This window comes from Nocardioides sp. NPDC057772, assembly GCF_042798075.1.
Lineage (GTDB): Bacteria > Actinomycetota > Actinomycetes > Propionibacteriales > Nocardioidaceae > Nocardioides.
In genome coordinates this window covers 1-25,558 of the sequence record NZ_JBHVKN010000012.1, presented here as the reverse complement: position 1 = coordinate 25,558, position 25,558 = coordinate 1, and the positions used below count along the sequence as shown (strand labels likewise).

20 protein-coding genes are annotated in these 25,558 nt (G+C 69.0%); 10 read left to right on the top strand and 10 right to left on the bottom strand.

Going from position 1 to position 25,558, the window contains the following annotated elements; genetic code table 11:
• Nucleotides 1-15 precede the first annotated feature (15 nt).
• Nucleotides 16-906 (top strand): helix-turn-helix domain-containing protein, encoded by an 891-nt coding sequence (locus tag ACFVJS_RS04170; RefSeq protein ID WP_378877682.1) that lies wholly within the window; start codon nt 16-18, stop codon nt 904-906.
• Here ACFVJS_RS04170 and ACFVJS_RS04165 read toward each other — a convergent pair.
• From ACFVJS_RS04165 to ACFVJS_RS04155, 3 genes are all read right to left on the bottom strand, one after another.
• On the bottom strand, nt 793-1,986 hold the full coding sequence (locus ACFVJS_RS04165) for an MFS transporter (protein WP_378877681.1): 1,194 nt from the start codon (nt 1,984-1,986) through the stop codon (nt 793-795). The two genes, ACFVJS_RS04170 and ACFVJS_RS04165, sit on opposite strands and share 114 nt — an antisense overlap.
• Before the next feature lie 91 nt (nt 1,987-2,077).
• Complete coding sequence (locus ACFVJS_RS04160) at nt 2,078-2,530, bottom strand: hypothetical protein (protein ID WP_378877680.1); 453 nt, start codon at nt 2,528-2,530, stop codon at nt 2,078-2,080.
• Nucleotides 2,524-2,892: a hypothetical protein gene (locus tag ACFVJS_RS04155; protein WP_378877679.1), complete on the bottom strand. Its 369-nt coding sequence runs from the start codon at nt 2,890-2,892 to the stop codon at nt 2,524-2,526. The genes ACFVJS_RS04160 and ACFVJS_RS04155 overlap by 7 nt, the downstream gene beginning before the upstream one ends.
• Nucleotides 2,893-3,018: 126 nt before the next feature.
• Here ACFVJS_RS04155 and ACFVJS_RS04150 point away from each other — a divergent pair, with 126 nt between their 5' ends.
• Both ACFVJS_RS04150 and ACFVJS_RS04145 read left to right on the top strand, forming a co-directional pair.
• The gene (locus ACFVJS_RS04150; RefSeq protein WP_378877678.1) at nt 3,019-3,477 is read left to right on the top strand and encodes an agglutinin cell wall attachment protein; all 459 of its coding nucleotides are present in this window, start codon (nt 3,019-3,021) and stop codon (nt 3,475-3,477) included.
• 144 nt (nt 3,478-3,621) lie between these two features.
• A complete protein-coding gene (locus ACFVJS_RS04145; protein ID WP_378877677.1) occupies nt 3,622-9,141 on the top strand; it encodes a carboxyl transferase domain-containing protein in 5,520 nt (1,839 codons plus the stop codon).
• Here ACFVJS_RS04145 and ACFVJS_RS04140 read toward each other — a convergent pair.
• Nucleotides 9,113-9,844, bottom strand: coding sequence for a TetR/AcrR family transcriptional regulator (locus tag ACFVJS_RS04140; RefSeq protein ID WP_378877676.1), 732 nt, complete (start codon nt 9,842-9,844; stop codon nt 9,113-9,115). The two genes, ACFVJS_RS04145 and ACFVJS_RS04140, sit on opposite strands and share 29 nt — an antisense overlap.
• A gap of 195 nt (nt 9,845-10,039) precedes the next feature.
• On the opposite strand from ACFVJS_RS04140, the gene ACFVJS_RS04135 reads away from it, so the two are divergent.
• Nucleotides 10,040-11,305 carry a hypothetical protein gene (locus ACFVJS_RS04135; RefSeq protein WP_378877675.1) on the top strand — a complete coding sequence of 422 codons (1,266 nt, stop codon included), beginning with the start codon at nt 10,040-10,042 and terminating at the stop codon, nt 11,303-11,305.
• Here the strand turns inward: ACFVJS_RS04135 and ACFVJS_RS04130 are convergent.
• Together ACFVJS_RS04130 and ACFVJS_RS04125 are read right to left on the bottom strand one after the other, a co-directional pair.
• Entirely contained in the window at nt 11,299-11,958 is a 660-nt protein-coding gene (locus ACFVJS_RS04130; protein WP_378877674.1) for an HAD family hydrolase, read from the bottom strand. The genes ACFVJS_RS04135 and ACFVJS_RS04130 overlap by 7 nt on opposite strands.
• A gap of 280 nt (nt 11,959-12,238) precedes the next feature.
• Nucleotides 12,239-12,844 (bottom strand): MerR family transcriptional regulator, encoded by a 606-nt coding sequence (locus tag ACFVJS_RS04125; protein ID WP_378877673.1) that lies wholly within the window; start codon nt 12,842-12,844, stop codon nt 12,239-12,241.
• A 1,043-nt stretch (nt 12,845-13,887) separates the two neighbouring features.
• Between ACFVJS_RS04125 and ACFVJS_RS04120 the strand changes: the two genes are divergently transcribed.
• The 3 genes from ACFVJS_RS04120 to ACFVJS_RS04110 all read left to right on the top strand — a co-directional run bounded on the left by ACFVJS_RS04120 (nt 13,888) and on the right by ACFVJS_RS04110 (nt 15,994).
• Nucleotides 13,888-14,562 (top strand): DUF5343 domain-containing protein, encoded by a 675-nt coding sequence (locus tag ACFVJS_RS04120; protein ID WP_378877672.1) that lies wholly within the window; start codon nt 13,888-13,890, stop codon nt 14,560-14,562.
• Entirely contained in the window at nt 14,559-15,104 is a 546-nt protein-coding gene (locus ACFVJS_RS04115) for a TIGR02391 family protein (RefSeq protein ID WP_378877671.1), read from the top strand. Before ACFVJS_RS04120 ends, ACFVJS_RS04115 begins: the two co-directional genes overlap by 4 nt.
• Nucleotides 15,105-15,340: 236 nt before the next feature.
• On the top strand, nt 15,341-15,994 hold the full coding sequence (locus ACFVJS_RS04110) for a YdcF family protein (RefSeq protein ID WP_378877670.1): 654 nt from the start codon (nt 15,341-15,343) through the stop codon (nt 15,992-15,994).
• A 23-nt stretch (nt 15,995-16,017) separates the two neighbouring features.
• On the opposite strand, the gene ACFVJS_RS04105 is transcribed toward ACFVJS_RS04110, so the two are convergent.
• From ACFVJS_RS04105 to ACFVJS_RS04090, 4 genes are all read right to left on the bottom strand, one after another.
• Nucleotides 16,018-16,833 (bottom strand): substrate-binding periplasmic protein, encoded by an 816-nt coding sequence (locus ACFVJS_RS04105; protein ID WP_378877669.1) that lies wholly within the window; start codon nt 16,831-16,833, stop codon nt 16,018-16,020.
• Nucleotides 16,834-16,969: 136 nt separating this feature from the next.
• Complete coding sequence (locus tag ACFVJS_RS04100; protein ID WP_378877668.1) at nt 16,970-19,111, bottom strand: alpha-galactosidase; 2,142 nt, start codon at nt 19,109-19,111, stop codon at nt 16,970-16,972.
• A complete protein-coding gene (locus ACFVJS_RS04095) occupies nt 19,108-21,171 on the bottom strand; it encodes a beta-galactosidase (protein WP_378877667.1) in 2,064 nt (687 codons plus the stop codon). Before ACFVJS_RS04095 ends, ACFVJS_RS04100 begins: the two co-directional genes overlap by 4 nt.
• Nucleotides 21,168-22,208 (bottom strand): LacI family DNA-binding transcriptional regulator, encoded by a 1,041-nt coding sequence (locus ACFVJS_RS04090; protein ID WP_378877666.1) that lies wholly within the window; start codon nt 22,206-22,208, stop codon nt 21,168-21,170. Before ACFVJS_RS04090 ends, ACFVJS_RS04095 begins: the two co-directional genes overlap by 4 nt.
• A 110-nt stretch (nt 22,209-22,318) precedes the next feature.
• On the opposite strand from ACFVJS_RS04090, the gene ACFVJS_RS04085 reads away from it, so the two are divergent.
• The 3 genes from ACFVJS_RS04085 to ACFVJS_RS04075 all read left to right on the top strand — a co-directional run.
• Nucleotides 22,319-23,266 (top strand): carbohydrate ABC transporter permease, encoded by a 948-nt coding sequence (locus ACFVJS_RS04085; protein ID WP_378877665.1) that lies wholly within the window; start codon nt 22,319-22,321, stop codon nt 23,264-23,266.
• Nucleotides 23,267-23,274: 8 nt separating this feature from the next.
• On the top strand, nt 23,275-24,135 hold the full coding sequence (locus tag ACFVJS_RS04080; RefSeq protein ID WP_378877664.1) for a carbohydrate ABC transporter permease: 861 nt from the start codon (nt 23,275-23,277) through the stop codon (nt 24,133-24,135).
• A 15-nt stretch (nt 24,136-24,150) separates the two neighbouring features.
• Nucleotides 24,151-25,558: ABC transporter substrate-binding protein (locus tag ACFVJS_RS04075; RefSeq protein WP_378877663.1), on the top strand; the 1,408-nt coding region annotated here is incomplete at its 3' end.

The window sequence follows — 25,558 nt, the reverse complement described above, 5'->3', positions numbered from 1 at the left end:
CGCGCTGGGGCAGGTGTGAACCAGGACCGTTCGGCGTGGGAGATGACGTTCGCCTACCAGGACGTGCTGTCTGCCGGCTCCGCCGGCGAGGACGTACGCTCCGCCACCTGGATGCTCGTCGACGACGGCACCGTCGTGCTGACCGCCGCCGGGCAGTCGCACCTCCTGCGCGCGGGCGACGCGGCCCTGGTCGGAGGGCAGGTCAGCCACCGGCTGGCGACCCACGACGGGGCCAACCTGATCCGGGCCGACCTGCGGGCGGTCGCGGTGGGCTACCCGCTCGCCAACCCGCTGGTCGTGCGCGACTTCGTCGGCCGGCACGGCGGGGTGGCCGAGCTGCTCCGCCGCTGCCCGTTGGCGGGACCGTGCCGACCCTCGGCGCTGTTCGCGTCGGGCTACGCGTCGCTGCTCGGCGCGGCGATGACGGCCTCCTGGCTCGAGGACACCGGGCGCGGGACCGATGGTCCCGCGCCTGTGCTCGACCCGACGGTCGCACAGGTGCTGTCCGCGCTGGTCGAGGATCCCGGGCGGGCCTGGTCGGTCGAGTCGATGGCCGAGTCGGTGCATCTGTCCCGGTCGGCGCTGGGGGAGCGGTTCCGGCGCAGCCTGGGACAGAGCCCGAGCGAGGCGCTGCGCGACGTCCGGATGCGCGCGGCACGCCACCTGCTCGCCGGCGGTGACCGTCCGGTCGAGCAGGTGGCGTACGCCGTGGGCTACGGGTCGGGCGCGGCGTTCAGCCGCGCCTTCACCGCGATCCACGGGATCGGTCCCCAGGCGTGGCGCGAGGATCCGTCAGGAGCGGGGCACGCGGAGCGCACCGAAGCCCGCCGCCGCCACGGCCGCCCCGATCGCGCCGATGAGGAGCACGTGGCCGACGCCGTACTCGTCGAGGACCGCGCCTCCTAGTGCCGCCCCGAGGGTGATCGCCACCTGGAAGGCGGTGACCTGGAGCGCCAGCGCCGACTCGGTGCGCTCGGGCTCGACGCGGGTGACCCAGAGCTGCGTACCGACCGGCACCATGTTGAAGCCGAACCCCCACACGAGCATCGCCAGCGCCATCACCGGTGTGCTCTCGGCGAGGACGGTCAGCACCAGCCCGCCGGCGAGAAGGAGCGGTGCGACGGTGACGACCGTGCGCAGGCGGTGGGCGAAGCGGCCGGCGGCGAGGTTGCCGAAGAGCCCGCCGACGCCCCACAGCGCCAGCATCCACATGCCTGCGCCCGGTGAGGTCTCGGCGATGGCGATCCGGATGAACGGGTACGCCAGGAAGTTGCCGAGCACCACCACGACGAGCACCACCACGCCGGCCACCAGGAGCGGGTTGCGGAGAGCCTGACGCATCATGGCCAGCCCCGCCGCCGGGTGGGCGGGCACCGGCGGCAGCGCCCGCGCGAGCGCTGCGGCGGAGGCCAGGCTCAGCGCCGTGGCCGCCGCGAACCCCCAGCGCCAGCCCGGCCCGTCGGCGAGCAGCGAGCCCAGCGGCAGGCCGACGATCGTGGCCCCGGTGACGCCCAGCGCGATCGAGGTGGAGATGACGTGGTCACGGCCGGGGGAGGCGTATGTCCCGACGGCGAAGGCGAAGGACCAGTAGCCGGCGATCGCCGCGCCGAGGACCAGCCTGCCGAGGAGCAGGACGAGGAACCCCGGCGCCACCGCGACCGCCAGGTTGGCGACCGCGGCGGCGACGAGAAGGCCGACCAGCAACGTACGCCGGTCCATCCGCGGCAGGATCATGGCGATGGTCGGCGCGGTCGCGGCCCCGGCGATCGCGGTCGCCGCCACCGCGAGCCCGGCGGTCCCCTCGCTGATCCCGAGGTCGCGCGCCATCGTGGGCAGCACACCTGCCGGCAGGAACTCGCTCGAGACCAGGATCGCGATCCCGGCGGCGAGCGCCACCACCGGCGCGGCGCGGCCGGAGGACGAGCTCGAGGAGACGGTCGAGGAGACGGTCGGGGAGGCAGTCGAATCTGGCGAAGTCGTTGTCACCCGTCGATCGTCGCCGCGATCCGAGCGCCTGCGTTGATCGTGCGTCGCCCGTGCTTGACCGCATGACCGGTCGAGCTCGGCCGGTGCTCGATCAGTCGACGACGCCGAGAGCGACGAGCAGGACCAGCGTGAACGTGACGGCGGCGAAGATCCCGTGGCCGTAGACCACCGGGCGCGGGATCTCGTGCTCGGCGACGTCGTACGGCACATGGACGGGGTTGCCGACGACCTCGTCCGGCTCCTCGGCGACGACCACGTGCTCGGGCTTCATGGTGCGGGCGAACAGGAAGGCGCCGAGGCCGATGCCGGCGGCGAGCAGGCCGACGGCGACCCAGGCCCAGGCTCGGTCGTCGGTGATGATGAACCCCAGCCAGACGGCGAAGGCGCCGCCCGTCAGCATGGGGTGGGTGAGCAGGGCCGGGGCCGGCAGCCGGGAGTTACGGATCGCCGCGGGCGGGGCGCCGAAGCGGCTCGCCGTACCGAACATGAAGGCCCCGGCTGCCATCGTGGAGAGCCAGACGAGGACGACGCCGTTGGTCACCATCGGCGAGCACCTCGCCAGGCCAGCAGCCAGCCCGCCTCCATGGCGGCGTCGATCAGGTACGTCCAGCGGATCCGCCCCTTCGGGACGTACACGAGGTCGATCGCGAGCAGCGTGAGGGCAGTCCCCTGACCGATCCGGCGAGCGGCGACCGGCTCGCCTGCCCGGGCGGCGGCGATCTGGGCGGCGCCGTTGACGCAGAGCAGACCGGCGACGGTGTACTCCAGCCACCGCTCCTGCTTCGGCCCGAACACCCACTCGAAGCTGCGCAGGCTCACCAGCGGCCACAGTCCACCGACGATGTTGAAGACGCCCTGGGCGACCGCGGGCCCGGTCGGCGCATCGGAGGTGGACGTCGGCTGCATGCTGTGGTGGTACCCGCGGACGCTTCTCGATATGTCCGTGCTCCGCGGGTGGGAAACACCTCAGTGTGCCGGACCCCGGGACGATGGTCCCGGATTGGGGTCGACAGCGGTAGTAGGTTGGCGGTCATGACCGTTCCTCCTGTGGTCAGACAGGAACAGCTCATCGATGAGATCGCCCTCCACCTCGCCGACGAGGTCGAGGGCGACTGGTCGACGTTGGTCTTCAACCATCGCAACCTGTCCATGTTCTTCACCGGCCGCATCGACGTGCATCGGCCGGACGGCAGCTTCGCCTACGCCCGGCCGCCCGAGACCATCCTCGCGCTGACCGACGAGCTCCGGCGGGTGATGTACGAGCCGGGCCGGGGAACCTGGTTCTCCGCACGCTGGACCATCGCGAGCGGCGAGGGCGAGGGGGCGAAGAACTCGACCAAGGTCGTGTTCAACTACGACGACGAGCCCGTCTGGCGCTGGCCCGCCCATCCCGGGCTGTATGCGCTCGACCTGGAGACGTTCCCTCGTGACGAGGAGCGCGTCCCGGCCTGGCTCCGCCAGAAGGTCAACGGAGCCCGCCGGACGTTGTAGGAAACGGCCATCCTGAACGGAGGACACCGGCTCAGTCGCGGGTGTCGCCGTGCGGAGTCCACTAGGAAATCGACAAGGAATCCAGCAGAAGCCTGTCGGACTCGAGCGGTCACAGGAGCGGCGCGTGATGAAAGGGTCTGCACCGTGCCACAGGTCTCTCGAATTGCCATCGTCAACCGCGGCGAAGCCGCCATGCGTCTGATCCACGCCGTACGCGATCTCAACGCGCGGGACACATCCGTTGGGACGATCCGCACCATCGCACTGCACACCGACGTCGACGCCGGAGCGGCGTTCGTACGTGAGGCCGACGAGGCCTATCTGCTCGGTGCGGCCGCGGACCGCCCCTATCTCGATCTCGCCGTCCTCGAGCAGGCACTGGTCGCCTCTGGGGCCGACGCCGCCTGGGTCGGCTGGGGCTTCGTCGCCGAGGACCCCGCCTTCGCCGAGCTCTGCGACCGGCTGGGCATCACCTTCATCGGCCCCAGTGCCGAGGCGATGCGCAAGCTGGGCGACAAGATCGGCTCCAAGCTGATCGCCGAGGAGGTCGGCGTCCCGGTGGCTCCGTGGAGCCGCGGCGGTGTCGACACGCTCGAGGAGGCGCTCGCCAGCGCCGAGGAGATCGGCTACCCGCTCATGCTCAAGGCGACCGCCGGCGGCGGCGGTCGCGGCATCCGGAAGGTCACCTCCGGCGACGAGCTCGCCGAGGCCTACCAGCGCACCCGGGACGAGGCGGAGCGGGCGTTCGGCAGCGGCGTCGTGTTCCTCGAGAAGCTGGTCACCGACGCGCGTCACGTCGAGGTCCAGGTGATCGCTGACGGCCAAGGCACCGCCTGGGCGATCGGCGTACGCGACTGCTCGGTGCAGCGGCGCAACCAGAAGGTCATCGAGGAGTCGTCCTCCCCGCTGCTGACCGACGAGCAGGCGGCCGACCTCAAGGCGTCGGCCGAGCGGCTCGCCAACGCCGTGGGGTATGCCGGTGCCGGCACCGTCGAGTTCCTCTACCACCCCGGCGAGAAGACGTTCGCGTTCCTCGAGGTCAACACCCGCCTCCAGGTCGAGCACCCGATCACCGAGGTCGTGACCGGCACCGACCTGGTGGCGCTGCAGATCCAGGTCGCCTCCGGTGTGCCGCTGAGCGGCGACCGGCCGGTCGAACGCGGCCATGCGGTCGAGGCCCGGCTCAACGCCGAGGACCCGGATCGCGACTTCGCTCCCGCTCCTGGCCGGATCAGCCGGCTGGAGTTCCCCGCGGGTCCCGGCATCCGGGTCGACACCGGCGTGGCCGAAGGTGACACCATCCCGGCCGACTTCGACTCGATGATCGCCAAGGTGATCGCCTGGGGCGCCGACCGTGAGCAGGCTCTGGCGAGGCTGCGCCGGGCGATGGGGGAGACCACCGTCATCATCGACGGCGGTGCGACCAACAAGAGCTTCATCCTCGAGCTCCTCGACCAGCCCGAGGTCACCGCCGGCACCCCGGCCTGGGCCGACACCGGGTGGATCGACCGGGTGCGCGGCGAGGGACGCCTGCAGGCCGCCCGGCACGCCGGCATCGCGCTCGTCGCCGCCGCGATCGAGGGGTATGACGAGGCCGAGCGGGGAGAGATCGCCCGCATGCTCCAGACCGCCCAGGGCGGTCGGCCTCAGATCCAGCACGACCCTGCCCGCACCATCGAGCTCAAGCTGCGCGGTGCGACGTACGCCCTGACCGTGCGGCAGTCCGGACCTGCCCGCTACCAGGTCACCATCACCGCCGGTGGCGAGCGGCGCACCCTCACCGCCACCCTCGACCGGATCGACGAGGTGCACGGCCGGCTCACCGTGGACGGCCACCGCTACCGGCTGGTGACCTCCACCCACGGCCCCGTCCATCTGGTCGAGGTCGACGACGTGATGCACCGGGTCAGCCGCGACGAGGGCGGGATGCTGCGGTCGCCCGCGCCGGCGCTCGTCGTCTCCACCCCGCTCGCCGTCGGCGACGAGGTGGCGGCCGGTCACCCGGTGCTGGTGCTCGAGTCGATGAAGATGGAGACCGCGCTGACCGCGCCGTTCACCGGCCGGGTCAAGGAGCTCCTGGTCCGGGTCGGGAGCCAGGTCGAGACGGCGGCGCCGCTGCTGCGCCTCGAGCCCACCGGAGACGGCGACGGCGCCCAGACGAGTGCCGCCCGCCTGGCCGACCTGGACCTGCCGGCGCCCACGACGGAGCCCGACCGCAGCGACCGCGCGCTGGCCGACCTGAGCAGCCTGCTGCTCGGCTACGACATCGACGAGGACCAGCGTCCGGCACTGCTCGCCGCACACCTCGCCGCCCGCCCGGCCGGTGCCTCGGCCGACATCCTCCGTGCCGAGATGGCCCTGCTGTCGCTCTTCGCGGACTTCGCCGAGCTCAGCCGCAACCGCCCGGCCGGTGACGAGCCGTCCACCGAGCTGCGCGTGCACAGCTCGCGGGAGTACTTCCACACCTACCTGCGCAGCCTCGACCCCGACCGGGGCGCGCTGCCAGACCATTTCCGCGACAAGCTGCTGCGGGTCCTGGCGCACTACGGGGTCTCCGACCTCGAACGTACGCCGGAGCTCGAGCGTGCGGTGTTCCGCATCTTCCTCGCCCAGCAGCATCCCGCCGACGTCGACATCGCGATCGGGGTGCTGCAGCGCTGGCTCGGCGACCCGCCGCCGGCGACGGAGGACGCCGCCGCGGTCCGCGCGCTGCTCGAGCGGATCGTCCGCGCCACCCAGCGCCGCTTCGCCGTGGTCGGCGACCTGGCCCGTTCGGTCCGGTTCGGCTGGTTCGACCAGCCGGCGGTCGACGACGAGCGCCGCGCGGTGCTGGAGGGCGTACCGGCCGAGGTCGCCGCCCTCACCGACCCGGACGCCCCCGACCGGGCCGCCCGCATCGATGCGCTGGCGGCTGTCCCCGAGCCGCTGGTCGGCTTCCTCCGCGACCGGCTGGTCGAGGGGATTCCCGAGCGCGAGCCGCTGCTGGAGGTGCTGATCCGGCGGCACTACCGCGACCACCACCTGCACGACCTGACCGTCACCGTGGCCGGCGCCGGCGCCGGCGATGGCGGCGGACGCCAGGTGGCGCACGCCGAGTACGCTACGGACGAGAAGGGCGCGACCCGGGTGGTGTCCACCACCGGCGACGTGACCGAGCTCGCCCAGCCCGACGGCCCGCTCGCCACCGCCATCACCTCGGCGATGACCTCGGAGCACGATGACGTCGTCGAGATCTACCTGCGCTGGACGGACGCGCCCGCCGATCCGGACCTCGCGTCGGCTGAGCTCGCCAAGCTGCTCGTCGGGCAGGAGTTCGCCCGGCGCGCGCGTCGTGTCACGGTCGCGGTCTGCCATCCCGCGCCACAGCCGGTCGACTACTTCACCTTCCGTTACCAAGACGACGGCTCCGCTCAGCTGGTCGAGGACGCGCTGGTCCGGGGCATGCACCCGATGGTCGGTCGCAGGCTCAACCTGTGGCGCCTGAGCGAGTTCGACGTCACCAGGCTCGCCGCCCCCGACGACGTCCTGCTCTACGAGTGCGTCGCTCGCGCCAACCCGGCCGACCGCCGGCTCGTCGCCGCTGCCCAGGCCCGCCAGCTCGCCGTGGTGCGCGACGACGAGGGCCGCGTGATCGCGCTGCCGCACGTCGAGCGTGCCGTGGAGAACTGCCTCGAGGCGATCCGCCGCGTACGCACCGCCCGCGGCCGCGAGGGCACCAAGCTGGACGTCAACCACGTCTGGGTGACCGTGTGGCCGGTCGTCGAAGCCGATCTCGACCAGATCACCGCGCTGCAGAGCAAGATCACCCCGCTCAGCGAGGGCACCGGGATCGAAGAGGTTCTCGCCGAGGGGCGGGTGGCATCGCCGGACGGCGGCGAGCCGACCAGGCTGGCGATCCGCTTCCACGCCCAGCCGGGTGCGGGGGTCGTGGCCGACGTCATCGAACCGCCCACCGAGCCGCTCGCCCCGCTGGACGAGTACGCCGCCAAGGTGCTCCGCGCCCGACGCCGCGGCCTCGTCTACCCCTACGAGCTCCAGCGCGCCCTGGCCGGGGGAGGCACGGTCGTCGAGCACGACCTCGACGACTCCGGCGTGCTCGTGCCGGTCGACCGTGCCCCCGGGCTCAACAAGGCCGGCATCATCGTCGCCGTCGTCACCACCCCGAGCCCGCTCTACCCCGAGGGCATCACCCGCGTCGTACTCTGCGGTGACCCGCTCAAGTCGCTCGGCGCGCTCTCGGAGCCCGAGTGCGCCCGGGTGATCGCGGCCATCGACCTCGCCGAGCGGATGCAGGTCCCGGTCGAGTGGTTCGCGGTGTCGGCCGGTGCCCGGATCTCGATGGAGAGCGGCACCGAGAACATGGACTGGGTGGCCGCCGCGCTGCGCCGGATCGTCCAGTTCACCCAGGACGGCGGCGAGATCAACATCGTCGTCGCCGGGATCAACGTCGGCGCCCAGCCCTACTGGAACGCCGAGGCCACGATGCTGATGCACACCAAGGGCATCCTGGTGATGACCCCGGACAGCGCGATGGTGCTCACCGGCAAGCAGTCGCTCGACTTCTCCGGCGGGGTCTCGGCCGAGGACAACCACGGCATCGGCGGCTACGACCGGGTGATGGGCCCGAACGGGCAGGCGCAGTACTGGGTGCCGGACCTGGCCGGTGCCTTCCGGGTGCTCATGGCGCACTACGAGCATACCTACGTGGTCCCCGGTGAGCCCGGACCGCGCCGTGCGCCGACGACCGACCCGAGCGACCGCGACGTGTCGTCGTTCCCGCACCCGGGTGACTTCGCATGCGTCGGCGAGATCTTCTCGGCCGAGCACAACCCCGACCGCAAGCGCCCCTTCGACATCCGCACCGTGATGCGGGCGCTGGCCGACGCCGACCACGAGATGCTCGAGCGGTGGGCCGGCATGGCCGACGCCGACACCGCCGTGGTCGTCGACACCCGCATCGGCGGCTACCCGGTCAGCCTGGTCGGCATCGAGTCCAAGCCGGTGCCGCGCGCCGGCTTCCCTCCCGCCGACGGTCCGGACACCTACACCGCGGGCACCCTGTTCCCGCGGTCGTCGAAGAAGGTCGCGCGTGCGATCAACGCGGCCTCGGGCAACCGCCCGCTGGTGGTGCTCGCCAACCTGTCCGGCTTCGACGGCTCCCCGGAGTCGATGCGCAACCTGCAGCTCGAGTACGGCGCCGAGATCGGCCGCGCGGTCGTCAACTTCCAGGGCCCGATCGTCTTCTGCGTCATCTCCCGCTACCACGGTGGTGCGTTCGTGGTGTTCTCCAAGCACCTGAATCCGTCGATGACCGTCCTCGCCATCGAGGGCTCGTACGCCTCGGTCCTCGGTGGCGCCCCCGCGGCCGCCGTCGTGTTCGCCGCCGAGGTCTCCAAGCGGGCCGCGGCCGACCCGCGCGTCGCCGTGCTCGAGGAGCGCATCGACCACGCCGAGGACGGCGAACGCGGCGCCCTCGTCGTCGAGCTGGCCGAGCTCCGTGCTCAGCTGCGAGCCGACAAGATCGCCGAGGTCGCCGCCGAGTTCGACGACGTGCACAACATCCACCGTGCGGTCGAGGTCGGCTCGGTCGACGAGGTCATCGCGGCCAGCGATCTGCGGCCCAAGGTGATCGAGGTCATCGAACGGGCGTGGGGCAAGGAGTGACAGCGCTCGCCCCGAGCCTCAGCTGATCCTGAAGAGCTGTCGCTCGACGTATCGCCTGTGTGGCTTCGGCCTGGTCGCAGCCACACAGGCGAAGGCAGCCGCCGGCGATCTCGATCGCGCGATCGCTGTCGACGTCGTTGCCGTCGGCACGGAGTGTGATGACGCCCTCGACTTGTTGGATCAGCATGGATCCGAGAGCTCGGGGAGGGGCGGTCACTCCGTGTCGAGTGGCAAGCTGGGCGCCGAGGTCTGCATACGCCTCGGTGAGCTCGCTGTGGGCCTGGCGGAAGCTGGCGTAGTCGAGGTTGGCGGCAGAGACGACGTCAGGCAGCTGGTAGAGAACCCCGACGTTGTGGGGCACTCGAGCGAGTGTGTCGATGTCGACCAGGGCCAGCAGGCACAGGGCGGTCTCAACACGTTCCGGAGGCACCAGGGTGACGATCTCGTCGACCACCATCTGCGTCGGCCTCACCGTCGTGGCGAGCAGCGTTGCGAGGATCTCGTCCTTGCCCGCGAAGTGGTAGTAGAGCGATGCCTGTCGGATTCCGACCGCCTCGGCGATCTCGCGGGTAGAGGTCGCCGCGAACCCCTTGCTCGTGAACAAGCGTGCGGCCGCTTCCAGGACTTGCTCGCGCGGTGTACCCACGCCGATGTTCGGGATGAGTCGTGGTCTGCCTGGGCGGACCCTGCTGAGCGATGACATCCGAGTCTCTCCGTCGCTTTCTCCTGTGGCTGGAGTCCGGGCGGACAGTGGCTTCGAGCCTTCCGTCCGCCCGGATGCCCCCAGCCTCTCCGACCGACGCCGAGTGCATGAGGCCTTGATGAGGACTTTTAGCGGTCATTCAGTGCTCCGCGCTAGGGTTTCTCATGGCGGAAAGCCCAACCTCGGAGGAAAGTCATGAGCGAGCGGAGTGGGAACGTCCTGTTGAAGGCCGCCCGGCAGCACGCGGGGTTCGGCTCCCAGCAGGCGCTGGCTGATGCGTTGACGCGTGTCGCGCCGCAGTTGGGTCTGGGGCATGTGGAGATCAGCGTCAGGCAGGTACGCCGATGGGAATCGGCCGCGCCGCCGTGGCCACGCTCGGACTATCAGCGGCTCCTCACGCATGTCCTCAACCTGCCGATCGAGCAGCTCGGGTTCACCGCTCCCTGGGACACGGCCCCTAGTGCGCCTTCCACCTCGGAGTCTCCGCAGAAGAGGGAGCCGATCCGTCGCCCCCCACGTTCGACGACCCTTGTGGCGGGCTCCCAGCCCGCGACGATCGCCGCGGACGTCACCGCCATCATGGCTGCCTACCGCCGCATGTATCCCACCGTCGCGCCCGGGCACCTGCTGGCTGTGCTGGTCGAGCACAACCACATGGTCGCCGGGCTGGTGGAAGAGGCGACCGGAACGATCCGCGAGCGGCTCGCGCTGTCGCTTGCGGAGTCGCTGTTGCTCGCCGGCCGGATCGAGTTCTTCTCCCTGCAGCGGCCCGCGGATGCTGATGCCACTTACATCAACGCGCTCCAGATGGCCGCAGTCGCCGACGACTCGCTGCTCGGCTCGGCCATCCTGGCGCACACCGCCTTCATCCCCGGCTGGGTCAAGGACACCGACCTCACCGCGAACCGGATCCGCGCCGCGCGGGTCTACGCCCGCCGCGCTCCCGCGTCGGTGGAGCATCTCGCATGGCTGGACGCAGTCGAGGCTGAGTGCGCCACCATCGCCGGCAACTACGACCAGGCGCTGAAGCTGATCCACCACTCTGAGGATCTGATGGCCGAACCCAACGAGCATCAGCCGCCCGACTGGTTCACCTGGTTCTCCCCGATGAGGCTGGCCGCGTTCAAGGGCAACACCGAACTGAAGGCCGGCCGCATCGTCCAGGCCCGCACCACCCTGCAGTGGGCCTTGGACTCGGCTACCACCGGCGACGAGAAGCAGTCACCCGTGATCCTCGGCGACCTGGCGGCCGTCGAGGCTGCAGCCGGCGACCCCGAGGCCGCATGCGGCTACGCCGAGCAAGCCCTCGACAGCCTTGCGGTCAACTGGTACGCCACCGGCATGGAGCGGATCATGACCGTACGCAAGGCCTTGGACGCCCACGCCGACCTGGACTGCGTACGCCGCCTCGACGACCGTCTCTACGGCTGGCACAACACGTTGAGCGCCCTACGTCACTGACCGGCGTCGTTGAGCGCTGCGATCCGCTCGGGCAACTCGGCCAGTGTGGAGATCCGGATCGTCGCGATCTCGTCCGCCTCCGGGGCATGCTCCTGGATCACGCCCCACGGCCCCCGGCGGATCAGCGCGGTCGCCATCCCCGACTCGTAAGCAGGCCGTACGTCATTGTCGAGCCGGTCGCCGACGTAGAGGATCTCCTCAGCCGCGTACGGCGCCGCCTCGATGACATGCTCGAAGAACGCCAGATCCGGCTTGCTTACACCCCAGTCATCCGAGGTCGCAACCATGTCCACCCGAAAATCCAGCTCTCGAAGAATCCGACCGGCATTGACGGTCTGGTTGCCGGCAAGCCCCAACCACAGGCCGGCCGCCCTGAGCTCTTTCAGCGCAGGTCGTACGTCGGGATAGATGTCATCCTCCCCAAACCACTCCGGCTGCCCGGCCTCCTCCCGCTTCCGCCGCTCCTCGGTCAGATCGAACCCCGGCCGGAACACTTGGAACGTCTCGCGATAGTCCAGCCCGCGTGCGATGACGGCCCCGAAGACAGCCGAGAAGGTGTGTCGAGGCACCCCCAGCCAGTCCGCCCATGTGCCGTACTCCCGATTCTCGTTCACCAGGCACTCGCCGACGTCAAACACCACCGCACGAATCATGGATCCTGATCTTTCCACACGGCGCTCAGAGCGCTGTCCGTCGCCGGTGGGCTCAAGGCGAGTCGGGTGACCGGTCAATCGGGGCGGCGGTTTCGAGTCTGTTCGCTAGGGCTGCCTTGGCCACGCGGCGAAGGTCGGCATGGGCGTCGTGCCCAGAGGCCGCCTCATATAGGAGCCGGAATGATGCAAGGTCCGTGGGCAATAGGAGTTGCGCGCCCGAACCTGGGCAAATGAAGTTGCTAGCTGGATCGTAAGTAACTGTGGGAAGATGACCCAACGTCTACTGGAGGGGCTCTGCGGGGAGCTCGCCGAGCACTCGTCTGAGCTCCTTGGCCAGCGAGGCCAGTGAAATTCCGAACATTGCACGTCCTGAAGCCATTAGGTTCAGCAGTTCATCGTCTCGGGTTGCCTCGTACACGGACTGCCCATCGCTCATCAGAGTGATGTCCGTCCATCGGGGACTCGGATGCTCACGGAGTTGCAGGATCGCGATTCGAATCTGCTGCAGACTCACCCCTGCGTCCAAGAGGTTCTTAGTCACGGCTAAGAGAAGGATGTCCTCGAAGGAATACAGCCGCTGCGTCCCAGATCCCTTCGTGAGGTGGATCGAGGGCTCTACAAGGCCGGTCCGTGTCCAATAGTCGAGCTGACGGTAACTGATGCCTACTGCATTGCATGCTGTGGGGCCGCGATATCCGACGTCGCCCGGATGAGGGGTCGCCTCTTCCACGAGGTCTAGGTCTGAAAGGCCCGATCCAGGTACCTCTCGTGGCGGGAGTTCCAAATCTCGCGTCCGACGGAGTTGGCGCAACACCTGATCGACGTCTGAGCCGCTCTCTTGCGACCTCTCGACCGCTTCGATGGCGGCCTCAAGCCCTTCGACCACGCCGCCTTCGCGCCCGGCGTTGTAGGCCCGATCGGGGGGTAGGACGCATCGATCTTCGTCCCCGCGACCTCCAGGCGTAGAGGGATTCGCTTCATAAGTGCGAGCACCAGCAATAGGGAGCCTAGGGCGATCAGGGTGGCGCAGGGCGCTCCGGACTTCTCATAGAAGGTGCCGACGATGCCTGAAGTGAGAAGGATGACTGCGAACCCCCAGCATGCTGCGATTCCCCGAGAGGTGAGCGGTAGCGATGTGATGCGCGGCTCGCCGGGCGGGAGTAGATCCTGTGGGGCCTCTTCCGTCATGTGGCCACTCTTTCACCTATATGGACGCCTCGGGCTGATGGAGCGTACGCAAGATATCCCTAGCAGGTGACCCACGCGGGCGGTCCGTATCTGCAACTTCAGGCTGACCTGGTTGTGGTCGGTGTATCTGGCTCGCGGAGGTGTAGAAGGAGGGATCCCCCATGTGCAGGCGGCGCAGGTCACCGTGTCTACTGACTGCCGTCGATCTGAGGAGGTCGCACTGCGAGTGCTGAACTCAGCCTGACCCTGCGATGACTGCAATGTTGACCAGAAGGTCCGCTGTAACCAGCGCAAAGGCGGTAACGCCCCTGACTGCCCATCGACTACGTTTCATGCCGACCACCTTCTTCCTCTCGTCTTTGACGTCTGAGACGCCCTTTGTTGCAACGAGTGATGCCAGGATGTGAAGCACTACAGCGAGTGTGAAGAACACCAGGGCCAGAACCGGGCAAGCCCGGCTCAATTCAGCCAGCGCGATTCTTGCACAGCGCAAGCGTGCCCGTCTGGCGAACGGGAGTAGTCGACCACTGTCAGTCGGAACTGGCGGCGGAGTGACGCAGTCCGAAGCGGCACCTTCTCCGCGGAGCGACGCAGATGTTCTGGTGATCTCCGGCAAAACCTAGCTGGATCGGTCCCGCGGGCTTGGGACGCGGGACCTTCCGCCTTGGGAAGCGCGTTTTCACTTCACAGATCGACGCCCGGAGGTACTGTCGTGGGGCCGCTGAAGATCTAGGAGGAAGTGTGCCCACCTATCCCTATATCTCTGGACAAGGTGCCGTCGTGCAGACGTTCACCCGGCTCCGCTCCGGAGTGCCGCCTAGGGTTGACGCCGGGTACCTGCAGCGCGCCAACATCGCGCCCGCGAACGAGTCGTACATCATCTCGATCATCCGTTTCCTTGGACTGATAGACGAGGAAGGCACCCCGGTGCCAGAAAACACCCAGTTTCTCTACGGCGATGACGAAGCGTTCAAAGTGGGGATCGAGGACCGGCTCCGCGCCGCCTACTCGCAGTTGTTCGGTGAGATGGGCGACGCGGTGTTGGAGGCTGACAAGGGCGTGCTGACTCACTGGTTCCGGATGATCGACAAGAGTTCGGAGGTTGTCGGACAGCGTCAGGCCGCGACATTCCAGACACTGGCCGCCCTCGCTGGGCACGGTGACCTCCCGACCGTCAGGACCAACACCACCAAGAAGACGGCGGCAGCGCCAAAGGGCATAGCCAAGAAGACCACCACCAAGAGTACGACCGTCAAGAAGACCGCCGAGGTGCCGGGCGGCGACGGTCATATAAAGGGCCAAGACGCCCAAGGAGTCGGGCTCACAGTGCGCATCGAGGTCAACCTTCCGCCGGGCGGCGACGCCGATACCTACGACTCGATCTTCGCGAGCATCAAGAAGCACCTGATGTCGTGAACTACCTGCTAGACCGCTTCGAGCGCATCGTGAGGTCCGTTGGCGCGGTGCAGGCCGCCGAGGTTATCGAGACTGAGGTGACCGATAGCAGCGGCATTACGGACAACGTGGCCGTCGACCTCACGACTGCGGAGGCTGCGCACCCGTTCGAGACGCGGAACATCCATCCGGACCTCCCGCCGCGCGTGCGGAAACTCTTCGACGACGGGCACTGGGAGGAATCGGTCTTCAACGCCTTCAAGTTCATCGAGAACGAGGTCAAGCGGATCAGCGGCCTCGAGGGTAAGACCGGATACGCTCTCATGATGGATGCCTTCAACGAAGCGAGCCCCGACATCCAATTGAACACACTCTCGACGCAGTCCCAGGTGGACGAGCAGAAGGGCTTCAAGTTCATCTTTGCGGGTGCCGCGACGGGCATCCGCAACCCGCGCGGCCACGAGGTTGAGATGGGCGACACCCCCGACGAGGCCCTAGATTACCTGGCGCTCGCGTCCCTGCTCCTCCGGCGACTCGACGTCGCCGGACTCCGGCGGCCGTAGGCCACGCCGATCGAGCCGATCGTTTGTCGCTCGCGGACTCGGCCGCTCGTGAACGATGAAGACGATGTCTATCGGACGTATCGGCGCCGCTTAAGGCAACGTTCTGGGCGGAGTTTCGCACTGGGATGGACTATGTGGCGATCACGCCCCCGGAGTGACGGGGTTGCAGGCTCCGGAGTCGGAGTTCGGGAGTGTGACCAGGAATCGCTCACGGGTTCGCATGGCAGACTGAGCCGATGCCATCGACCGTGCTTGACGATGCCCGTGTCTTGTGGGACTTCCATCAACTTCCCGATGAGCCTCGTGCAACCGATGTGGCGATCGCACTGGGTAGCCATGACATAGGGGTGGCTGAGCACACCGCGGACCTCTTCCGTGCCGGTCGATTCCCGCTGATCGTCTTCACCGGGGCGAACGCGCCGACGACGGTGAAGGACTTCCCGCGCGGCGAGGCGGTCCATTTCGCCGAGCGTGCCGAGGAGCTGGGAGTGCCGGGCAGCGCGATCCTCGTGGAACCGCGTGCGACCAACACCGGCGAGAACCTGACGTACAGCCGCGAGCTGCTCGCCGAGCACGATGTCAGCGTGGCGAGCGCGACCTTGATCAGCCGCCCGTATCAGCAGCGGCGAGCGTACGCGACGGCTCAGAAGGTGTGGCCAGGGCTGGATGTCGTGTGCTCGGCTCGCAGACAGGAACTGGGCGCGTACATCGCGTCGATCGGCAGCGAGAAGCGAGTGCTGGACATGCTCGTCGGCGACACCCAGCGCCTGTGGGTATACGCGGAGAAGGGGTTCGCGACGCCGCAGGAAATCGACGACAGGACGTTGGCCGCGTACGAGCGCTTGGTCGCGGCCGGGTACACGAGTCGCCTGGTGGCCGAGTCGGTCTGACGCATCCGGGTCCGCGCAGAGCGTCAGGCTCCCTTGTCGCGGAACACGTCGGAGAGCGGGTCGGCCTCGAAGTAGGCGGTCTTGATCTTCAGCCACTCGCCGCTGAGGATCATGTCCTTCAGGACTCCGTCGATCTGCTCCTTGCGCGGGTCGCCGGAGCGGATCACGAAGCCGATCGGGGCGTCGTCGACAGGGTAGACGATCGGCTCCTCCAAGACGATGGGTGCGCTCTTGATGATCGACTGGGCGTACGGAGCGCCGTGGAACAACGCGTCCGCCTCGCCTCGCTCGATCAGTTGGACGGCAGCGCCCACGGTGGGGGCCTTGACGATCTTCACGTCGTGGTACTTGTCCCGTAGGTAGGACTCCTGGATCGCGCCGTCGACGACCGCGATCCGCTTTCCGTCGACGTCGTGGCGTGTCCGGATGCTCGATCCCGCGGGGGTGAGGAAGGCGACGTACGTCGAGAAGTACGGCGCGCTGAAGTCGAAATCCCGCTCGAGGTCTGAGGTCTTCGTGACCTGGGCGCCGATCATGTCGATCTTGCCCGCTCGCAGAGCAGGGAAGAGCTGGTTGACGTCCATCGGCACGAACTCGGGCTCAACGCCCATGCCTTCGGCGACGCCGCGCGCCATGTCGTAGTCGAAGCCCAAGGTCTCGCCGCCGCTCTGGAAGTAGACGGGTTCGGTGCTCTCGACACCGATCCGGAGGCTGCTGCTGCCGACCGCGGCGCTCGCCGTGTCGGTGGCGGATGGTGCGGGATGCGAGAAGTGTGCGCTGAAGACGACGACGCCCAGCAGGGTAACTGCGCCGGCGACGACCAACTTGATCTTGTTCATGTAGGGGATCCTGTTGCTGGGGACGTAGGCACCGTCATCCAGACAATCGGACCCGTACGTCACGTGGAGCGTGCCTCGACCAACACGACGCGAACGCGCGGTGAATCCCGGGGTGCAGCACCAGCCGGCCCTGGGTTCATGCCACCTCTGCGACCAGGTGCACGATGACCAGGTCGTCGGCCTCCAGCAGGGGCGCGATGAGGCCGACCTCATCGAGCAACCGACCGCTCATCACGGCGCCGCCGTCGTACCACGCGGGCCGCGGGCGGTCCTTGGGCGACACCGATAGAGGCACCGGGGTCACCCGGTACGCAGCCTCCGGGATCAGGCCGGGGAACCGGATGCGGCCGGCCGGCTGGCCCAGGGTGTGGTCGAGCGCCGACAGACGGAACAGTGCCTCGCGCCCGTCGGGGGCGACCACGCCGTCGAGCTGGAGGCCGTCGGGCACGGTGTCGGCCCGCACGACGCGGCCGGAGTGGAGCAGCCCGCGGAACCGCTTGTGCAGCGCGATCCAGGCCCGGAGCTCCTCGCGGTCCGCGTCCGACATGCTGGTGAGGTCCCACTCGACGCCGAGATGTCCCCAGATGGCGGTGCCGGCGCGGAAGCGCAGGGCGTGCTGACGTCCCGTGGTGTGGTCGGTGCCCGATCCGACGTGGGTGCCCATCAGCTCGGGCGGGAGGGTCAGCCCGGTCCACCGGACCAGACGGTGCCCTTCGTGCGCGTCGATGCAGTCGGAGACCCAGGCCCGGTCGGTCCGCTCGAGGACTCCCAGGTCGAGACGCCCGCCACCGCCGCAGCACGACTCGATCTCCAGCCCGGGATGCTCGGCACGGAGTGCGTCCATCAGGCGGTAGGCCGCGAGTGTCTGCAGGTGGACCGCGGGCCGGTGGTCCCGGCCGCGGCCCGCGCCGGTCAGCGGGCGGTTGTGGTCCCACTTGAGGTAGGCGATGTCGTAGCGGTCCACCAGCGTCGAGATCTGGCCGAACACGTGGTCCCAGGCGTCGGGGTTGGAGAGGTCCAGAACGTGCTGGTTGCGCGAGCTGATGCCGGGACCGGCGTGGGTGCCGAGGATCCAGTCGGGATGCTCCCGGGCCACGTCGGAGTCGAGGCTGACCATCTCGGGCTCGAACCACAGCCCGAACTCCATGCCCAGGGCCTGCACGGTCTTCACCAGCGGGGTGAGGCCGTCCGGGAACACGTCCTCGTCCACCACCCAGTCGCCCAGCGAGGTCGTCGCGTCGCGCCGCCCCTTGAACCAGCCGTCGTCGAGGACGTACCGCTCGACACCCAGCTCGGCAGCACGCTCGGCGAGCTCGACGAGCTTGTCCATGTCCATGTCGAAGTAGACCGCTTCCCAGGTGTTGAGAAGCACCGGTCGCTCGCGCCGCGGGTGCACGTCCCGAGCCCTCAGGTGCTCGTGGAAGCGACCGGAGAAGGCATCGAGTCCCTCGCCCCAGGAGGCGTAGAGCCAGGGCGAGGCGTAGAACTCGTCGTGGCCCAGCACCATCTCGCCGGGCATGAGCAGCTCGCCTCCGCGCAGCAGCTTCCAGCCGGTGAAGGAGTTCTCGGCGCAGAGCACCTGGTTGCCGCTCCAGCCGAGGTGGACGCCCCAGACCCGACCGCCGCGGAAGCCGAACCCGGACCGTCCGGCACACAGCACGGTGGCCGAGTCGTGGCCGGGACGACCGCCCCAGGCCTCGCGTACGTGCTGTCCCTGGGTGAACGCGTGGCGCTGCGGGGTGCGCTCGTGAGCGTGCCGCCCTGCCATGCCCAGGAGCTCGTCGGCCTCGGCCGGCACCGGCAGCGCCGGTTCGAGCAGCGTCACCTCGTACGGCGTCTCCGCCAGGTTCCGCACGCAGGCACGCAGGCGCAGCAGACCGTTGCCGAAGAGCTCGATCTCGGTGGTCACCTCCACCCCGGCCGCCCTGTCCAGCGCGACGCTGGTGAGCCGGGTGCAGTCGGCCGACTCGGTGACCGTGTGGTCCACCAGGTCGAAGGTGAGCGCCCAGGCCTGGCCGGCGCGGCTGCCCAGCAGGCCCGGGCGACCCACCCAGCCACTGGTCTGCTGCGGCAGCACGGAGGCCCACGAGTGCTGGTAGATCGGCCCGTCGAGGCTCGGCATCTCCAGCGAGCGGAGGAGGCCGGGTACGTGCTCGGCCGCGGTCTCGCCGAGATCCGGTCCCCAGTGCAGGACGCACGGGAGCTCGGTGGGGTCGAGCCGGACGACCACGCTGGTGTCGCCACGGCGAAGGTGCACGCCGCGAGTCGTGCCGGTCATCGGGCGGCGCGGGTGAACACGGCCACCCCGGAGCCCACCAGCTCGGCGTCGCCGCGATCGGCACCCGAGGAGCAGAACACCGGCTCGCCGAGGTCGCCCGGCTCGCCGAGATCGACCGCGTCGTCGGTCCGGTTGACCAGGAACCAGTAGTCCCTCTCGCCGTCGGTGCGGATGGCGAGCTCCACCCGGCCACGAAGCGCCTCGGGCAGCTCGCTGTCCACCCCGGCCGCCTCCAGCAGCCGGGCCAGCAGCGGCTCGAGACCATCGGCGCCCAGCCGGGTGGAGACGTACGAGGCCGAGCCGTCAGCCAGGGCGCGTCGGGTCACCGCCGGACGGCCCGCCTGCAGACCGGTCTTGTACGTCGCGAGGATCTGTGTGTCGGGAGTCGTCGCGGTGATCCGGTCGGTCCACAGCGTCCCGACACTGCCGTCGTCGAGAACGACCTCGCTCCCGTCCAGGAGCGGCCCGAACTCCTCGATGCGGATGCCGAGCAGGTCGCGCAGCGCACCCGGGTAGCCACCCGGCAGCACGTGGTTGTTCTCGTCCACGACGCCGGAGAAGTACGTCGCGATCAGGTGGCCACCTCGTTCGGCGAACGACCTCAGCCGGTCGGCCGTCGGGGGCGGCATCATGTGCAGCACCGGTGCCACCACCACGTCGTAGCCGTCGAGCGGCGCGCCGACGGGCAGGACATCGGCCCGGACGCCGAGCGCCAGGAACGCGGCGTACCAGTCGAGCGCCTCCGCCCGATGGCTCACCGAGGAGCTCGGGTTGGCCTCCAGGTCGAGGATCCACGACGACTCGACGTCGAAGAGGATCGCGGCCCGGGCCTGCCGGCGCCGCGACCCGACGACGGGGGCGAGCCGCTCGAGGTGCTCGCCCAGCCGGACCACCGTCCGATAGACATCGCTGTCCTCGCCGGCATGGGGCACCATCGCCGAGTGGTACTTCTCCGCACCGGCCACGGACTGCCGCCACTGGAAGAAGCAGACGGCGTCCGCGCCGTGGGCGACGTGCGTGAGCGAGTCACGCACCAGCGCGCCGTCCGCCTTGGGCGGGTTGATCGCGCGCCAGTTGACCGCGCTGGTCGAGTGCTCCATCAGGAACCACGGCTCGCCGCCGGCGATACCGCCGGTCAGGTTGGCCGAGAACGACAGCTCGTCCTGGGCGCGCTCGTCGACCAGCACATAGTGGTCGTTGGAGACGAAGTCGACCTCGGCCGCCCAGTCGGCGTAGTCGATGCCGGTGAAGTTGTCCATCACCATGAAGTTCGTGGTCACCGGTACGTCGGGGGTCAGCCGGTCGAGGATCTCCCGCTCGGCGCGCAGGTAGTCCTTGAGCGCGTCGGAGGAGAACCTCTTGAAGTCGAGCTGGTGCGTCGGGTTGGGAATGGTCGGCGTCAGCCGCGGCGGCAGCACCTGGCTCCAGTCGCTGTAGCGCTGCGACCAGAACGCGGTGCCCCAGGCGTGGTTGAGCCTGTCGAGGTCGCCGTACCTCTGCGACAGCCAGGCGCGGAACGCCGCCGCGGCGTCGTCGGAGTAGTCGTAGAGGTTGTGGCAACCGAGCTCGTTGGAGACGTGCCAGGCGGCGAGCGCCGGGTGGTCGGCGTACCGGCTCGCCATCGTCTCGACGACCGCCAGCGCGTGCTGGCGGAACACCGGCGACGTCGGCCGCCAGTGCTGGCGGGAGCCCGGCCACATGGTCTCGCCGGTGCGCGTGACCGGGAGGATCTCCGGGTGCGCGGCACTCAACCACGGTGGCGGTGACGCAGTCGCGGTGGCGAGGTCGACGGCGATGCCGTGGGCGTGCAGGAGGTCCATCACCTCGTCGAGCCAGGCGAAGTCCCAGGTGTCCGCGGTCGGCTGCAGACGGGCCCAGGAGAAGATCCCGAGGGAGACGATGTTGACCCCGGCCTGACGCATCAGCCGGACGTCCTCGTCCCACACCTCCCGGTCCCACTGGTCGGGGTTGTAGTCGGCGCCGAAGCCGAGCGGTCCGCGAGCGTTCTCGGTCGCGAGCGGCTCGGGCCACCGCACCCACCGGTGCGATCGCCGGCTCATGCGGTCGTCCCGCGGGGCGGGGCGGTGCTGGCCCGGACGACCAGCCGGGGCGGCACCAGGACCTCCTGGTGCTCGTGCTCTCCGGACTGGATCTGTCGGAGCAGGGCATCGACCGCGCCCCGGCCGACCTCGTCGAAGGACTGGTGGACGGTGGTCAGCGGCGGCCAGAAGTACGCCGCCTCCTCCATGTCGTCGAAGCCGACGACGCTGACGTCGTCGGGCACCCGGCGACCGCGCTCGTGCAGGGCTCTCAGCAGTCCCAGGGCCATCTGGTCGTTCGCGGTGAACACCGCGGTCACCTCCTCGTTGTCGGCCAGCCGGAGACCGGCCTCGTAGCCGCTCGCGGTCGACCAGTCGCCCGGCAGCACCGGTGGCACCGTTCGGCCGTGGGCCTCGAGCGTCGCCTGCCACGATGCCCGGCGGCGCCGCGCGGAGTAGGACAGCTCGGGCCCGCCGACGTGCCAGACGGTCTCGTGCCCGAGGTCGAGCAGATGCTCGGTGGCCAACCGCGCGCCGTGGGCCTGGTCGTTGTCGACGATCGGGTAGTCGTACTGCGCGCTGGAGTCGACCACGACCACCGGCAGTCCCTCCGGCACGACGACGCCGTCGAGCCGGTGTGTCTCGACCTGGATGATGATGCCGTCCACCGCCTGCTCGCCGAGCTGGTCGAACGCCGCTCGGACGGCGTCCTGGGTGGCGTCCAGCACCGGCAGCAGGTTGATGGCGTAGCCGGTCTCGGTGGCGGCGGCCGCGATCGCGTCGAGGGTGTGCGTGGTGCCGACGCTGGAGAGCTCGAACGCGATCACGCCGATGCTCTGGAACCGTCCGCTGCGCAGCGCCCGGGCCGCCCGGTTGGGCCGGTAGCCGACCTCGCGCATCGCGGACAGCACCCGCTCCCGGGTGGCCGGGTCGACATAGCGGGCGCCGTTCGCGACCCGTGAGACCGTCTGTCCCGATACGCCAGCGATCCGAGCCACGTCGGCCTGCGAGGCCCCGCGCCGTGTCACCGGCCCCGCGGCCGTGCTGTCTGTCCCCATGCGCCGAATAATCCTTCCGCCAACCTGTTGACGTCAACATGTGTCGTACGTCACTGTACCTGTTGACGTTAACAGGCCGCCACCGAACGGCGGTGAAAGGAGGTGGGACCGTGTCCCAGGGCGTCACCCAGCTGGAGAGAGCCCGGGAGAGCCGTGGCGGTATGCGACCACCCGTGCCCGGCCGCCGGTGGTCGCGCAGCGACACGAAGGGGTGGATCTTCGTCGGTCCGTTCCTGGCGGTCTTCGCGCTGACCTTCCTGGCGCCGATCGGCTACGCCGCCTACCTCAGCCTCTTCCGTGCGCAGGCGTTCTTCGGCACCACGGAGTTCGTCGGCCTGGACAACTACGTCGACGTCTTCACCGACGACAAGTTCTGGGACGGCTCGTTGCGGGTCCTGTTGTTCTTCGTCGTACAGGTGCCGATCATGCTCGGCCTCGCGTTGGTGGCCGCGCTGGCCATCGACAGCGCCCGGCTCTACGCCACGAGCTTCTTCCGGCTCGTGATCTTCCTGCCGTACGCCGTTCCCGGCGTCGTGGCCGTCCTGATGTGGGGCTTCATCTACGGCACCAACTTCGGGCTGGCCGCCGACCTCAACGACCTGTTCGGCACCTCGATCGTGCCGCTCAGCAGCAACTGGATGCTCGCCTCGATCGCCAACATCGTGACCTGGGAGTTCGTGGGCTACAACATGCTGATCTTCTACTCCGCGCTGCGCACCGTGCCCGGCGAGCTCTACGAGGCCGCCGCGCTCGACGGCGCCGGATCGCTACGGACCGTGCTCTCGATCAAGATCCCAGCCCTGCGTGGGGCCATCTTGATCGCCACGATCTTCTCCATCATCGGGACCTTCCAGCTCTTCAACGAGCCGAACATCCTGCGCACGCTGGAACCCAACGTCATCACGACCTACTACACGCCGAACCTCTACGCCTACAACCTGTCCTTCGGCGGGCAGCAGTACAACTACTCGGCGACGGTCGCGATCGTGATGGGCCTGCTGACCGCGGTGATCGCGTACGCCGTCCAGCTCCGCGGCTCACGAGAGGCGATGAAGTGACGGGCCGGGTGAGCACGTCGCCGCTGGCACCGCGACGATCGCCGCTGCTGACCGTGCTGATGGCGCTGTTCCTCGTCTACACGCTGGTGCCGCTGGCGTGGCTGGTCCTGAGCGCCACCAAGACGCAGGAGGACCTGTTCTCGAGCCCCGGTCTCTGGGTCGGTGACGAGTTCGCGTTCTTCAGCAACATCCGCGACACGCTGACCTACCGCGACGGCATCTTCCTGCGCTGGCTGGCGAACACCCTTCTCTACGTCGTGGTGGGCGCCGGCGGCGCGACCCTGCTGGCCACCGCGGCCGGCTACGGCCTGGCCAAGTACCGCTTCCCCGGGCGCCGGACGGTCTTCGCCGTCATCATCGGCGCGGTGGCCGTGCCCGGCACCGCGCTGGCGGTACCGACGTTCCTGATGTTCTCGAACATGGGGCTCACCAACACGGTCTGGGCGATCATCATCCCCTCGCTGATCAGCCCGTTCGGCCTGTACCTGATGTGGGTCTACGCCGCGGACGCCGTGCCGGACGAGCTGCTCGAGGCGGCGCGCATCGACGGCGCGGGGGAGATCCGGATCTTCTTCACGGTCACTCTTCGACTGCTCGCTCCTGGCATCGTCACGGTGCTGCTGTTCGCCGTGGTCTCGACGTGGAACAACTACTTCCTGCCACTGATCATGCTGAGCGAGCCGAAGCTCTACCCGCTCACCGTGGGCCTGACGCAGTGGAGCGCCCAGGCGACGGGCGCCAATGCGCAGCCCGTCTACAACCTGGTGGTCACGGGATCCCTGCTGACCATCGTCCCGCTCGTCATCGCCTTCATCCTCCTCCAGCGGTTCTGGCAGTCCGGCCTGAGCGCGGGAAGCGTCAAACAGTGAAATGAAAGGAACGCCATGTTGATCATCAAAGGGCGCAGAGCCCGCCGCCGGATCGCCCTGGTCGCGGCAGCCCTCACGGCCGCCTCCGTGCTCGCCGGCTGCGGCTCGGACGACGGGGGCGGCAGCGGAGGCGAAGGCACGGCTGCGGACCTCGACGCCGCCCTCGAGGAAGGGGGCACCATCACCTACTGGACGTGGACCCCGTCCGCCGAGGCCCAGGTCGCGGCGTTCGAGGACCAGTACCCGAACGTCGACGTGAAGCTGGTCAACGCCGGCACCGGCAACGACCACTACACGAAGCTGCAGAACGCGATCAAGGCCGGCTCCGGTGGCCCCGACGTGGCACAGGTCGAATACAAGGCGCTGCCGCAGTTCGCGCTGCCGGGGGAGCTGGTCGACCTGCGCCAGTACGGCTTCGACGAGTTCGAGGCGGACTACACGCCGTCGACCTGGGCCTCGGTGCAGGCCGGGGAGGGCCTCTACGGGCTGCCGCAGGACTCCGGCCCGATGGCGCTCTTCTACAATCAGGAGGTCTTCGACGAGCACAAGCTCGAGGTGCCGACCACCTGGGAGGAGTACGTCGAGGCTGCCCGGACCATCAAGAAGGAGAACCCGTCGCAGTGCATCACCAACGACAGCGGTGACGCCGGCTTCACCACCAGCATGATCTGGCAGGCCGGGGGCACGCCGTTCGAGTCCGACGGCGAGAACGTCACGATCGATCTGCAGGACGAGGGCACACTGAAGTGGACGGGCGTGTGGAACCAGCTCATCGAGGACGAGCTGGTCTGCACCATCCCCGGCTGGACCGAGGAGTGGTACAAGGCGCTGGGTGACGGCACCATCGCGTCGATCGGTCTCGGTGCCTGGGCGCCGGGTGTGTTCGAGCAGTCGGTGCCGGAGGGCGCCGGCAAGTGGCGGGCCGCACCGATGCCCACCTACGACGGCCAGCCGGCGACCGCCGAGAACGGCGGCAGCACCCAGTCGGTGCTGGAGCAGAGCAAGAACCCCGCGCTGGCGGCGGCGTTCGTACGCTGGCTCAACCATGACGAGGGCGTCGAGCCGTTCCTGGAGAGCGGTGGCTTCCCGGCCACGGTCGCGGACCTGGAGGACCCGGCGTTCGTCGACAAGAAGCTCGACTACTTCGGTGGCCAGCAGGTCAACCAGGTGCTCACCGAAGCGGCCACGCAGGTGGTCGAGGGCTGGCAGTACCTGCCCTATCAGCTGTACGCCGACACCATCTACGGCGACACCGTCGGCACGTCCTACCAGACCCACACCGCCCTCGAGGGCGGCCTCACGGCCTGGCAGGAAGCGCTCGTGAAGTACGGCGACGAGCAGGGCCTGGACGTGCTCGACGACGTGGGTCTGCAGGTCGGGGGTGAGCTGGTCGTCCAGGTCGATGTCGGCGGCGTTCTGGGAG

Excerpts from the sequence above, each read along its gene's own strand:
- ACFVJS_RS04160 (WP_378877680.1), bottom strand. The coding sequence starts at position 2,530 with ATGGTGACCAACGGCGTCGTCCTCGTCTGGCTCTCCACGATGGCAGCC.
- ACFVJS_RS04155 (WP_378877679.1), bottom strand. The coding sequence starts at position 2,892 with ATGCAGCCGACGTCCACCTCCGATGCGCCGACCGGGCCCGCGGTCGCC.
- ACFVJS_RS04150 (WP_378877678.1), top strand. The coding sequence starts at position 3,019 with ATGACCGTTCCTCCTGTGGTCAGACAGGAACAGCTCATCGATGAGATC.
- ACFVJS_RS04140 (WP_378877676.1), bottom strand. The coding sequence starts at position 9,844 with ATGTCATCGCTCAGCAGGGTCCGCCCAGGCAGACCACGACTCATCCCG.
- ACFVJS_RS04135 (WP_378877675.1), top strand. The coding sequence starts at position 10,040 with ATGAGCGAGCGGAGTGGGAACGTCCTGTTGAAGGCCGCCCGGCAGCAC.
- ACFVJS_RS04130 (WP_378877674.1), bottom strand. The coding sequence starts at position 11,958 with ATGATTCGTGCGGTGGTGTTTGACGTCGGCGAGTGCCTGGTGAACGAG.
- ACFVJS_RS04110 (WP_378877670.1), top strand. The coding sequence starts at position 15,341 with ATGCCATCGACCGTGCTTGACGATGCCCGTGTCTTGTGGGACTTCCAT.
- ACFVJS_RS04105 (WP_378877669.1), bottom strand. The coding sequence starts at position 16,833 with ATGAACAAGATCAAGTTGGTCGTCGCCGGCGCAGTTACCCTGCTGGGC.
- ACFVJS_RS04100 (WP_378877668.1), bottom strand. The coding sequence starts at position 19,111 with ATGACCGGCACGACTCGCGGCGTGCACCTTCGCCGTGGCGACACCAGC.
- ACFVJS_RS04095 (WP_378877667.1), bottom strand. The coding sequence starts at position 21,171 with ATGAGCCGGCGATCGCACCGGTGGGTGCGGTGGCCCGAGCCGCTCGCG.
- ACFVJS_RS04090 (WP_378877666.1), bottom strand. The coding sequence starts at position 22,208 with ATGGGGACAGACAGCACGGCCGCGGGGCCGGTGACACGGCGCGGGGCC.